The 13612-nt window shown below is 68.5% G+C and carries 2 protein-coding genes (1 of these 2 only partly in view); both read right to left on the bottom strand.

Translation table 11 applies throughout. From position 1 onward, the window contains the following. Nucleotides 1–927: the 5' end (the start) of an SDR family NAD(P)-dependent oxidoreductase gene (locus tag LVJ94_13930; protein ID WXB08331.1), read on the bottom strand. It extends 17583 nt beyond the left edge of the window; 927 of the gene's 18510 nt are visible here — the first part of the coding sequence; it begins with the start codon at nucleotides 925–927; the stop codon falls past the left edge of the window. Beyond that, nucleotides 917–13612 (bottom strand): SDR family NAD(P)-dependent oxidoreductase, encoded by a 12696-nt coding sequence (locus LVJ94_13925; protein WXB08330.1) that lies wholly within the window; start codon nucleotides 13610–13612, stop codon nucleotides 917–919. Before LVJ94_13925 ends, LVJ94_13930 begins: the two co-directional genes overlap by 11 nt.

Below are 13612 nucleotides of genomic sequence, written 5' to 3'. Positions count from 1 at the left end.
GAGGCCCTGGCTCTTGCCGTCTTGATTCACCGCCGAGCCCCGGAGCAGGGCGAGCACGCGATGCCCATTTCGCCTCGCGTCGGACAGCCGCTCCAGCAGCAACACGCCCGCCCCTTCGCCCCAGCTCGTGCCATCGGCCTGCGCCGAAAATGCCTTACAGCGCCCATCTGGCGCGAGGGCGCGCTGGCGACTGAACTCGATGAACGCGGCCGGCGTGGCCATCACGGTGATGCCACCCGCGAGTGCCAACGTGCACTCCCCTTGCCGGAGCGACTGACAGGCCAGATGAATCGCCACCAGCGACGAACTGCACGCCGTGTCGATGCTGACCGCCGGCCCCTCGAACCCGAACGTGTACGCGATGCGTCCCGTCGCCACGCTGGCCGTGCTGCCGAGCGAAACGTGACCTTCGAGCTCCTCTGGCGTCTGAAGAAGCCGCGCCCCGTAATCCTGGTACACCGTACCGACGAAGACCCCCGTCGGACTGCCCTGAAGCGAGGCCGGATCGATTCCTGCGCGCTCGAACAGCTCCCACGTCATTTCGAGCAGAACCCGATGCTGCGGATCGATGGTCCGCGCTTCGCTCGGGCTGATGCCGAAAAACCCGGGGTCGAATCGATCCGCGTCGTAGAGGAAGCCACCCTCGCGCACGTAGCTCTTGCCCTTGGCGTCGGGATCGGAATCGTAGAGCGCGGCCACGTTCCATCCGCGCTCCTCGGGAAACCCGGAGACGGCATCCACGCCGTCGCGAAGAAGCTCCCAAAGCCCCTCGGGCGTGGATACCCCCCCGGGGTATCGACAGCTCATGGACACGATGCCGATAGGCTCGTCGTTCTTTTCTTCCAGCTCGCGCACGCGCGCTTGGGTCTGCGTCAGCTCCTGCGTGACCCGTTTGAGGTACTCGAAGAGCTTGTCCTCATTGCCCATGGTTCGTTCCAGGCTTTCCCAAGTTTTGGTCGATGAAGGCGAAGAGTTCGTCGTGCGTAACGCCGTCCCCGAGCCCGGGCGCAGGCACGGCTGGACTTGGGTCGGCATGGAATTGCGCGAGCAGTGACTTCAGGCGTGCGGCCACCGAGGCGCGGGCCGCGTGCTCGGGCTTCAGGGCGGCGAGCAGCCCTTCCAGTTTTTCGAGCTCGTGGAAGATCGGGACCTCCGGCGCGGCATCGCGCGGAAGGAGCTCCGTCTTCAGGTACTGCACCAGCGCCGAGGGCGTCGGATGGTCGAAGAGCAACGTGGTGGGCAAACGAAGCGACGTCGCAAGACCGAGGCGATTCTTCAGATCGACCGCCATGAGCGAATCCAACCCGAGCGCCTTGAGCGGGCGCTCCGTTTCGATGGCCATGGGCGAGGCAACGCCAAGCACGGCCGCGGCTTGCTGCCGCACCAGTTCGAGCAACGCGTGCTCTCGCTCGGGATCGGAGAGGGCCGCCAAGCGCCCTTTGAACGAGGACGCGCGCGCATCCGGCGAGGGCACGTGCCGCGGCAGCACCGCGCTGCGCAGACGCGTGGGCCGCAGGCGCGCGGGCACGAGCAGCGCATCGGGCTGGGCCAGGGCCGCGTCGAAGAGGGCCAGCCCTTCGTCGTTCGAAAGTGCGACGAGGCCCAGCGCATCGAGGCGCCGTTGGTCCGAGGCGAGAAGGTGCGAGGTCATGCCACTTTGCGTGGCCCACAAGCCCCACGCCAGCGAGGTGGCGGGCAATCCGTGCGCTCGGCGGTGATGGGCCAGGGCGTCGAGGAACGAATTGGCGGCGGCATAGTTGCTCTGACCGGGGCTGCCCAGCACCCCCGCGAGCGACGAAAAGAGAACGAACGCCGCTAGATCAAGGTGCTCCGTCAGCTCGTGCAAATGGATGGCCGCGTCGACCTTCGCGCGAAACACCCGCGCGATGCGCTCGTCGGTCATCGACGAAAGAACGCCGTCGTCGAGCACCCCCGCCGCGTGTACGACGGCGGTGAGAGGATGCTCGGCCGGGACACCGGCGATGAGCTGCGCGAGCGCTTCGCGATCGCCGACGTCGCACGCGCAAAGCGTCACCTGGGCTCCGGCCGCCTCGAGGAGGCGCGCCCGCTCCACGACCTCTGGAGCCGCCGCCCCCTGCCGTGAGGCGAGAACGAGGTGGCGAACGCCGTGCTTCTCGACCAGGTGCTGCGCCAACGTCATGCCCAACGTGCCCGTGCCCCCCGTGACGAGCACGGTGCCGCCCGGGTCCAAGGGGCGCGGCACGGTGAGCACGATCTTGCCGACATGGCGGGCCTGGGCGACGAAGCGAAACGCCTCCGGCGCCTGGCGCACGTCCCACGCGGTCATCGGCAAGGGCTGCAGCACGCCCTTCTCGAAAAGGGACAACAGCTCGGTCAGCATGCGACGAATGCGCTCGGGCCCCGCGTCCATCAGCTCGAACGCGGCGTAGACGACCCCCGCATGGGCCGCGCCGACCGCGGCGGGATCGCGCATGTCGGTCTTGCCCATTTCGACGAAACGTCCCCCGCGAGGCAAAAGCCGCAAGGAGGCATCGACGAATTCGTGCGCCAGGCAATCCAGCACGACGTCGACGCCGGCGCCGCCGGTGACCCGCAGAAACTGCCCCTCGAAGTCGAGCGTGCGCGACGATGCGATGTGCGCGTCGTCCAGACCGAGCGCGCGCAGGCTGGGCCACTTGCTCGGACTCGCGGTGCCGAACACCTCCGCGCCGAGGTGCCGCGCGAGTTGGACGGCCGCCATTCCAACCCCGCCGGCTGCCGCGTGAACGAGCACGCGATCGCCCGCTTCGAGACGACCGAGATCGACCAATCCGTAGTACGCGGTCAGAAAGACCACGGGGACGGTCGCCGCCTGCGCGAACGTCCAATGGGCCGGCATGCGCGCCAGCAAGCGATGGTCGGCGACGGCCATGGGGCCGAACGCGCGCCGGAATACGCCCATCACGCGATCGCCCACGGACAGCGATGGCACGTCGGGCCCGACCTCGGTGACGATGCCGGCGCCCTCGAGCCCGAGCGGTCCCGCCTCACCGGGGTACATTCCGAGCGTGGTCAGGACGTCTCGGAAATTGAGACCCGTCGCACGCACGGCAATGCGAACCTGCCCCGGCTCGAGCGCGGCATCGGCCTCGGGGTGCGCCACGAACGCGAGATCTTCGAACGTGCCTCTGACCGGTGCATCGAGGTGCCACGCCGGCATGTGGCTCGGCACGGCGAGATGCGCCCCCGGGCGGAGCCGCGTGAGCCTTGGCACGTGGGGCACCCCCGCGCGAAGGGCAAGGCGTGGCTCACCGCATCCGATGACATCGGGCAAGGCGCGGCGCGAAGCTTCGTCGTCGTCGATGTCCACGATCGCCAGCGCGCAGTCCGGATGCTCCGCGATCACGGCGCGCATGAAGCCCCAACAGGGCGCGTGGACCCGATCGAGCACGTCCTCGTGGGGATGCACGGCCACCGCACGACGGGTGACCACCACCAGGCTGTGCGAAGCCAGACGCGCATCCGCGAGCCACGCGTTCACGAGCGCCAAAAGGCGCTGGGTGGCTTGGTGCACCGCGCTCGGATCGTGCGCGCCCTCGGCCATCCAGTGCGTGACGAGAATCTCGGGGACGACCTCCCCTCGGTCGAGCGCGCCCTCGATCGCTGCAAAGTCGGCGTACTCCGCCCACGCGCGCGGCGCTCTGGTGGGCATCTCGAGCACGGCCCAATCGACGCGGTGGAGCCACTCGTCGTGGGATGCGCGCTCGAGTCGATCGAGCGCGATCGGGCGCGTCACCAGGGCGTCGATCGCGGCGATGGGCTCGCCCGAAGCATCGAAGGTCTCGAGCGAAACGGTCCCCGATTCCGCCCGCGGCGAGATGCGCACCCGGAGCTCGGCGGTGCCGGTCTGGTAAAGGGAAACGCCGTTCCACGCGAAGGGCAGCACGAGCTCGCCCGAGGCCCGAACGGTATCCAGCGCGAAGGCGTGGAGGGCCGCATCGAGCAACGCCGGGTGGAGCGAGAAACCGTGCGTGTCCCTCTCGGGAAGGGACACGTCGGCGAGCCACGCACCGTCCTGCGTCCAAGCCGCGCGAAGGCCACGAAACGCACCCTCGTACGAGAACCCTGCCTCGGCGAGGCCTGCACGAACCTCGGCCACGTCGACCGCGACGGCTCCCGCCGGGGGCCACGCGCGCGCATCGGGCGGAGGCGCCGCGGCAACGGCGGGTGCCAGCACCCCCGTGGCATGACGGACGAAGGGCGCGTCGTCCGATGCGTCTTCGGGACGGGAATGCAGCACCAGGGAACGACGTCCGCCCTCGTCGAGCGGCCCGAGGGAGAGCTGAAGGCACACGGCCCCACGCGCGGAGAGCACGAGGGGCGCTTCGAGGGTCAGCTCGTCGATCCGCCCGAGCCCCACGCGATGCGCTGCGGCGTGGGCCAACTCGAGGAACGCGGTGCCGGGCAGGAGAACCGTGCCCCGAACGGCATGCCCGGCGAGCCAGGGGTGCGTCGAGAGGGAGATACGGCCCGTGAAGAGCCATCGATCGCCGTCGGCAAGCGCCACGGCCGTGCCCAGAAGTGGATGCTCGGCCGGGGCCAACCCCGCGGAGGCGACATCGGACTCGCGGGGGGCATCGAGCCAATAGCGCTCACGCTGAAATGCGTACGTGGGCAGCGGGACGTGCTTGCCCGAAAGGACCTTTCGCCAATCGAGCGGCAGTCCGTGGACATGAAGTTCGCCGAGCGAAAGAAGGAAGCGTTGCAGATCCCCTTCGTCGCGGCGCAGCGAGCCCGCGACGACGCACCCGTGCTCCGAGGCGTCGAAGGCTTGCTGCAGCGCCAAGGTAAGAACGGGGTGTGGGCTGGACTCGACGAAAAAGCGATACCCATCGCCGAGGAGGGCACCGACGGCGTCCGCGAAGCGAACCGTGTGCCGCAAATTGCGGTACCAATACGGGGCATCGAGCTCGGCGCCATCGAGTCGTTCGCCGGTGAGCGTCGAGTAAAATGGGATGTCGCACGCATGCGGATGCACATCGGCGAGGCATGCGAGAAGCTCGTCCCGAATGGCCTCGACGTGCGGGCCGTGCGACGCGTAATCGACACGCACCTTGCGTGCGAAGACGTTGGCCGATTCGAGACCGCGCAGAAGCTCGTCCACGGCATCGGCGTCCCCGGAGACGACGGCGGAGCGCGGACCATTGATGGCCGCGATCGCGATGCGATCCCCCCATGGCCCGAGCCACTCTGTGAGGGCTTCGCGCGAAAGGTCGACGGCGGCCATGGCTCCTTTCCCCGACAAGACGGAAAGAGCACGGCTTCGCAGGGCAACGATCTTGGCCGCATCGTCCAACGAAAGCGCGCCGGCCACGCACGCCGCGGCGATTTCGCCCTGGCTGTGCCCCACCACGGCATCGGGGCGCACGCCCATCGATTGCCACAGCGCCGCGAGCGACACCATGACCGCGAATAGAACGGGCTGCACGACGTCGACGCGATCCAGCGACGGCGCCGAGTCCTCCTCCTGGAGCACCGCGTGCAGCGACCAATCGACATGCGGAGCCAGAGCCTGCGCACAGGCGTCGATTCGCGCGCGAAACACGTCGGACGATGCGAGCAGCGCGCGCGCCATACCGGCCCACTGCGATCCCTGCCCTGGAAAGACGAAGACGACCTTGCCCGCGGTCTGGGCCTGGGCGACGACGGTCCGGGACGAGAGCTGCCCCTCGGCCAAGCCGCGGAGGGCTTCGAGCAACGCGGCGCGATCCGACACGGCGACCGCGGCACGGTGCTCGAAGTGCGCCCGCCCGGTGGCCAGCGCATGGGCGACATCGGCCAGCGGTAGCTCCGGATGCGCCGAAAGGTGCCCCAGCAGCCTTTCGGCCTGAGCACGCAGGGCCGTTTCGCTTTTCGCGGACAAAAGTAACGGTGATGCAGTTGCATCATCAGATGCAATTGCATCTATGAGCTCAATTGAATCTTTGATTGCAATTGCATCTCCACTGTCATTTGGAGCCTCTTCGAGGATCAGGTGCGCATTGGTGCCACTGATTCCGAACGAGGAGACGGCAGCACGGCGCGGGCGCTCCGCGCGGGGCCAAGGGGTCGCGGTGCGGAGAAGGCGCACGGTGCCCGACGACCAATCGACGTGGGGGGACGGCGTCTCGACGTGCAACGTCTTCGGCAGCGTCTCCTTCTGCAGGGCGAGCACCATCTTGATGACGCCGCCGACGCCCGCCGCCGCCTGCGTGTGGCCCACATTCGACTTGAGGGTCCCCAGCCAGAGGGGCCGCTCGGGCTTGCGCGCCGAGCCATAGGTGGCTTGAAGGGCTTGCGCCTCGACGGGATCCCCGAGCGCCGTCCCCGTACCGTGGGCCTCGACGGCATCGACGTCCGCGGGCGAGAGGCGCGCATCGTCGAGGGCGAGGTGGATGACCCGCTGCTGGGCGGGACCGTTGGGCGCGGTCAATCCTTGGCTTCGGCCATCCTGGTTGACCGCCGAACCGCGGATCAACGCGCGAACGGGGTGGCCGTTCGCGCGCGCATCGGAGAGGCGCTCGAGCAGCACCAGGCCCACGCCCTCGCCCCAACTCGTCCCCTCCGCATCCGCCGAGAACGACCGCGCACGACCATCGCGGGCCAACGCGCGCTGCCGGCTGAACTCGATGAAGTTCGCGCCGGTCGCCATCACCGCCACGCCGCCGGCCAGGGCCAGCGAGCACTCCCCGTTGCGCAGCGCACGGCAGGCGAGATGAATGGCCACCAACGAGGAACTGCAGGCCGTGTCGACGGTGATCGCGGGCCCCTCGAGTCCAAGGGCATACGCGACGCGTCCCGACGCAACGCTCGCCGCGCTGCCGATTCCGACGTAGCCCTCGAGGGCCGAGGGCGCCTGGAGCAAACGTGCTCCGTAATCGCTGTACATCACCCCGACGAAGACGCCGACGCGGCTGCCCTGGAGCGACGTGGGATCGATGCCTGCGCACTCGAGCGTTTCCCACGAGGTCTCGAGCAGGAGCCGCTGCTGCGGGTCGATGCAAATGGCTTCGCGTGGGCTGATTCCGAAGAACGACGCATCGAATCGATCCGCGTCGTGGAGAAAACCGCCCTCGCGCACGTAGCTTTTGCCTTTGGCGTCCGCATCGGGATCGTAGAGCGCATCCGCATCCCATCCGCGCCCCTCGGGAAAGGGGGAGATGGCGTCGGTTCCATCGAGCAGCAATTGCCAGAGATCTTCGGCGCTGCGAACGTCGCCCGGATAGCGGCACCCCATGGCGACGATGGCCATCGGCTCGTCGGCGGGTTCGCGGGCCGCCGCACGCGTCGAAGCCACCGATGCCGTACCCGCACCCGAAAGCCGGCGCGCGAGGGCGGAGGGCGTGGGGTGATCGAAAAGGAGTGTCGCGGGGAGGCGCAATCCCGTGGCGGCGCTCAGGCGATTTCGCAACTCGACGGCCATGAGCGAATCGAGCCCGAGCTCTTGCAAGGGACGATGCGCATCGATGGCGCTGGACCTCGGATGCCCGAGAACGGAGGCCACCTCGGCGCGCACCCTCTCGAGAAGAGCGGACTCGCTCCAATGTTCGCCCCCACGTCGCTCGACGCGACGATCGCGACGGATCACGGCCGGGGCCAGCCGCCGAAGCTCGAGATGCGCGAGAACGAGCGACGGTTCCTCGCGCCCCAGCGCCTCGTCGAACGCGCGCAACGCGTCCTCCGTCGAAAGGGGTGCAATGCCGCTGCGGGCCATGCGGCGCAGATCCGCCTCGTCGAGATGGGACGTCATCCCGCTGCGCGCAGACCAGTAGCCCCACGCCAGCGAGCACGCCGCAAGTCCCTGCGCCCTGCGATGGTGGGCAAGGGCATCGAGGAACGCGTTGGACGCGGCGTAATTGGCCTGCCCGGCGGTGCCCAGCACCCCGGCCACCGAGGAAAAAAGGACGAATGCGTCGAGGTCGAGCCCGCGCGTGAGCTCGTGGAGATGCATCGCGGCCAACGCCTTGGGGCGCCAAACGCGCTCGGTGCGCTCGGCGTTCAGCGATAGCAAGGCGCCGTCGTCGAGCACCCCTGCGGCATGCACGACGGAGGTCAACGGGCGCTCGGGCGCGATCGACGCGAGAAGCCCCTCGAGGGCCGCGCGATCGGCCACATCGCACGCGGCCACGGTGACGAGCGCGCCCTGGGCCTCGAGCTCCCGCGCCAACTCCGCGGCACCGGGAGCCGAAGGGCCCTGCCGTGAAGTGAGCACCAGGTGGCGCACGCCATGCACCGCGACGAGGTGCTTGGCCAAAAGCGCGCCCAAGGTCCCGGTCCCGCCCGTGATGAGGACCGTTCCCTCCGTGCGCAGCGGGCGAGACGGGCTGGGCGTCGTGGACGCGGCCGCACGCACGATGCGTGGAGCAAGGAGCTTTCCCTCACGAAGGGCGAGCCGCGGCTCCTCGGCCGCGAACGCCGCGGGCAGCGCCGCACGCGACGCCTCGTGGTCGTCGACGTCGAGCAAGAGCAGTGCGCGATCGGGGTGCTCGGATTGCGCCGTCCGCACCAGCCCCCAAAACGGTGCGTGCACCCGATCGAGAACGTCTTCACCGGGACCGGTGGCGACCGCACGATGGGTGAGCAGGACCAAGCGGCTCGACGCGAGACGATCGTCCGCGAGCCACACCTGGAGAAACTCGAGCAGCCGGCACGTATCCCGATGCGCCGCCTCCGCGTCGTGCCCGCCGTCCAATGTCCACGACGTGACGACGATCTCCGGCACGGACGCGTCGCGCTCGAGCAGCCGCTTCAGCGATGCGAGATCGTCGCAAGCTTCGACCCGGCACTCAGGGATCGCTGCATTGGGCACCACCGCCCAGTCGACGCGGTAAAGGGCATTGGGCCGCGACGAGCGGCGCAACACCAGCGACTCGATCGATGCCACCGGAGCCCCCGATGCATCGGCGACGCGCACGGAGAAGGCACCGCCTTCACCGGGAGACAGCTGCACGCGCAACGCCGAAGCCCCCGCGGCGTGCAAGGTGGCGCCGGTGAACGAGAACGGAAGCGCCACCTCGCCGGCACCCGCAGCGGCAAGGCTGTGAAGCGAGGCATCGAGCAACGCGGGATGCAGTTGGAAGCGCGCGGCATCCCGGTGGGATTCCCCGCCCTCGGGAAGGGCGACTTCGCCGAACACCTCGGGGCCGCGCGTCCACACCGCGCGCAGTCCTCGAAAATCGCCACCATAGGCGAGGCCTGACGCCGCGAGGTGCGCGTAGATACTCTCGACGTCGCACGCGACCGCGTCCGCGGGTGGCCACGCCCGCAGATCGAACGAGGGCGCTGCGGCCGCCGACGTCAGCGTGGCCGTCGCATGAAGGGTCCAGGGACCGCCGTCGTCGCGCGCATGCATGGCGAGCGAACAGTGCCCGGCCTCGTCGGGTGCACCGAGCGAGAGCTGAAGATCGACGCCACCTTCGACGGGCAGCGCGAGAGGTGCCAGGATCGTCAACTCCTCGACACGCGAAAGCCCCACGCGCTGCGCCGCGGTCTGCGCGAGCTCGAGGAATGCCGTGCCGGGAAGAAGCGTCGTGCCTCCGACCACATGCCCCGAGAGCCATGGGTGCGTGCGACGCCCGAGGTGCACGTCGAAAAGCCACCCGCCACCGGCCAGTGAAACACCGGCGCTCAGCAGAGGATGCATCTCGGACGCGCTGTCCACCCAATGCCGCTCGCGCTGGAAGGCATACGTGGGCAGCGGAACGGAACGCCCACCGGGAAAACACTTCGCCCCATTGAGGGGCAGCCCCTTCGCATGCAGTTCGGAAAGCGAGCGGAGAAACCGCCGCAGATCACCTTGATCGCGCGCGATCGACCCCACGACCGCCGCCTCGATCTCCGCCGCCTCGACGGTCTGCTGCAAGGCAAAGGTCAGCACCGGGTGCGGGCTCACCTCGACGAAGAAGCGATGCCCCTCCGCGAGCAAGGCCCGCGTGGCCTCTTCGAAGGCCACGGTGTGGCGAAGGTTCCGATACCAGTAGCTTGCCCCGAGCGCCTTCCCCTCGAGCCGCTGCCCGGTCACCGTCGAGTAAAGTGGAAGCGTGCCCTCGTGCGGGGTCAGGGACCCGATGCTCTGCACGAGCTCGCCCTCGATGCCCTCCACCTGGGCGCCGTGCGACGCATAGTCGACCCGCACGCGGCGCACGAAGATCCGGGTGCCCTCCAGCTCGCGAAGAAGGGTCTCCATGGCCCCGGGCTCGCCGGACACCACGCACGAGCGCGGCCCATTGACCGCCGCAATCGAGAGCCGCGCACCGAACCGTGCGAGCCGCGGCCCGAGCTCCGATGCCCCCAATTCGACTGCCGCCATGGCGCCTTGGCCGGCGAGACGGCCGAGCACCCGACTGCGGAGCGCGACCACCTTCGCCGCATCCTCCAGCGACAGGGCGCCCGCGACGTATGCCGCGGCGATCTCGCCCTGACTGTGACCGACCACGGCGTCGGGGACGACCCCCACCGATTGCCAAAGTGCCGCCAACGAGACCATGACGGCGAAGAGCACGGGCTGCACGACGTCGACCCGTTCGAGCGACGGAGCCCCCGGTTCGCCCCGGAGCACCGCCAGCAGCGACCAGTCCACGTGCGGCGCCAGCGCGCGCGCACACGCCTCGAGCTCGTCGCGAAACACGTCCGACGTCGCGAGCAGCGATCGCCCCATGTCCGCCCATTGGGAGCCCTGCCCCGGAAAGACGAACACCACGCGCCCCTTCGTGGTGGCGCGCCCCACGACGACGTTCGCCCCAGGCTCTCCGTGGGCCAGCGCGTTCAGCGCGTCACGCAGCTCGTCGCGATGCTCCGTGATGGCCACGGCCCGGTGATCGAAGTGCGTTCGCGTCGTCGCCAGCGAGTACGCGAGATCGGCCAGGTCGAACTCCGGGTGCGCCTCGATGTGCGCGCGCAGCCGCGCAGCCTGGGCGCGCAACGCCTCTTCGCTCTTGCCCGAAAGAGCAACCGGCACCACACCGCGGCGGGCGATGTGCACGCCCCGCACGGAGAGCGCGCCCAGGGTGTCGAGCATCGCGCGGCGCTCGTCGTCGTTGCGGCGCCACGACGGCAAGGTGACACCGTGGAGCCCCGCACAGCGCAAATTGGATTCGATCGCCGGCAAGAGCAGCGGGTGCGGGCTCATTTCGACGAAGGTGCGGAACCCCTCGCGCGAAAGACAGTCGACCGCCTTCCCGAACCACACCGGATCGCACAAGTTCCGAACCCAATGGCCAACATCGAAAGATTCGCCCTCCAGCACCGAGCCGATCACCTCCGAGGCAATCGGGATCGACCCGCGCCGCGGCTTCACGCTGGAAAGCGCCGCGAACAGCTCGGCGCGCAGAACGTCGAATGCCGGCGAATGCCCGGCCACGTCGATGGCCACCCGACGGCCGAAGACATTTCGGCGTTCGAGGACCTCGAAGAACGCGTCGAGGGCTTCGGGGGCTCCGGCGACCACCGTCGAGTCCGCGCTCTGTTGAATGGCACAGAAAAGCTGGCCCTCGTAGGCGAGCACCTCCCGCGAGGCATCCTCCCACGACAGCCCCACCACGCCCATGGCGCCCGTTCCCTGGAGCTGCCGAAGCGCGCGCCCGTAGACGCCTGCAATCTGCATCGCGTCTTCGAGGGTCAGAACACCAGCCGCTTGCGCCGCCGCGATCTCGCCGATGCTATGCCCCACCACCGCCGCCGGCCTCAGTCCCCACGCGCGCCAAAGCGCGACGATGGCGATTTCCACGGCCACGATGGCCGGCACGCCCACGTCGATGCGATCGAGCTGGGAGCGCTCGACATCGGCGGCCAGCTCGTCGAGCAGCGACCAGCCGAGATGCTCCTGAATGGCGCGGCTGCATCGCTCCAAGGTGGTCCGGAACGACGGTTCCCTTTGCAGCAGCGATTGACCCATCCCGAGCCATTGCGAGCCGTATCCTCCGAAAACGAAGACTGGCCCGGGTTCCGGACTCGCCAAGACTTCCGGTGCTTCGGCGGAGAACCTGGAAAGCTCGGCCCGCGCCGACGGCCCTTCCGAAAGCACGACGTGGCAATTCGTTCCCCCGAAGCCAAACGAGCTGACCCCCGCCGTGAGCGGCCGATTCATGGCGGGCCACGGTCCGAGGGCCCGTTGAACGCGGAGATTCAGCTCGTCGAACGCAATGTGCGGATTCGGTGTTTCGAAGTGAAGACTCGGCACCAGCTGCCGATGCTCGATGCACAGCACCGCCTTGATCAGCCCCGCAATGCCCGCGGCGCCTTCCAAGTGCCCGATGTTGGTCTTGATCGAGCCCACGTGCAGCGCACCTTCGCGCCCCGCCGCCCCACCGAGCACGGCACCGAGCGCGGCGGCCTCGATGGGATCCCCCAGCTGGGTGCCCGTACCATGCAGTTCCACGTATTGGACATCGGCCGGAGCCGTGCCGGCTCGCTGGTGCGCGAGCCGCAGAACCTCCTCTTGGGCTCGAGGATTGGGCGCGGTCAGGCCGTTGCTTGCACCATCGTTGTTCACCGCGGAGCCACGCAGGACGCCGCGGATGGGGTCGCCGTCGGCGAGGGCCCGCGGCAGCGGCTTCAAGACGACCACGCCCCCGCCTTCGCCCCGCACGTAACCGTTCGCGCGCGCATCGAAGGTGAAACAGCGCGCGTCGGGTGAGAGCGCCCCAAATTCGCCCACCCCGATGGCGCTTTCCGGGACGAGGTTGAGATTCACGCCACCCGCCAGCGCCAGCGACGACTCGCCGCGCCGCAGACTTTCGCACGCGAGGTGCACGGCCACGAGCGACGCCGAACACGCCGAATCGATGGCCATGCTCGGCCCCACGAGGCCGAGTGCATACGACACCCGGTTCGCGATGATGCTGCGATGATGCCCCGTTACCGTATGTTGGGAGATCTTCCCGCCCTGCCGATGAAGGAGGTGGGCGTAGTCGCTCCACACGGCGCCGACGAAGACGCCCGTTCGCGTGCCCGCCAAGCGTCCGGGGACGATCCGCGCGTCCTCCAGAGCCTCCCAGGCGAGCTCCAGCACGAGCCTCTGCTGCGGATCCATGGAAGCCGCTTCGCGCGGCGAGATGCCGAAGAACGCGGCATCGAAGCGATCGACCTCGTCGAGGAAAGCACCATGCGAGATTCCGTCGACGGATACGTCGTCGCCGGTCGCCGGCGTCCACCGACCCGGTGGTACTTCACGAATGGCATCGACACCGTCACGAAGTGCACACCATAAATGTTCCAAATTCGAGGCATTCGGGAAACGACACGAGAGCCCGATGATGGCGATCGGCTCGTCGCATGGATGTCCCTCGGCCACGGACGCTTTTGCGACCAGCGTCTCGCCGACGCTGCCCGACAGATACCGCGCGAGTGCCGAAACGGTGGGGTATCGCCAAATCAAAACAGGCGACAATGGCCGCTCGACGATTTGGGCCAACTCCGCCATGAATCCAGTTGCAGCCCTGGACTCTAATCCGTAATCGACGAATAATCCTTCGACGCTAATCGATGTCACATCGACTCGGCAATACTTCGCGAGCAGATCTCTTATCCATCTCGTTAAGCTCGTTAGGCGCGCCAGTCCGCTAACATCATCCTCGGTCCGCCGTGCGCCGCTTGCGTCGTTCGGGAGCGTCAT

The sequence above is a fragment of the Sorangiineae bacterium MSr11367 genome, from assembly GCA_037157805.1.
In the GTDB taxonomy this organism is placed as follows: domain Bacteria; phylum Myxococcota_A; class Polyangia; order Polyangiales; family Polyangiaceae; genus Pendulispora; species Pendulispora rubella.
Note: the sequence above shows the minus strand (reverse complement) of the source record. Positions and strands in the feature narration are given on the sequence as shown.

Coding starts and splice junctions, on each gene's coding strand:
- LVJ94_13925 (WXB08330.1), bottom strand. CDS start 13,612: ATGACGCTCCCGAACGACGCAAGCGGCGCACGGCGGACCGAGGATGAT.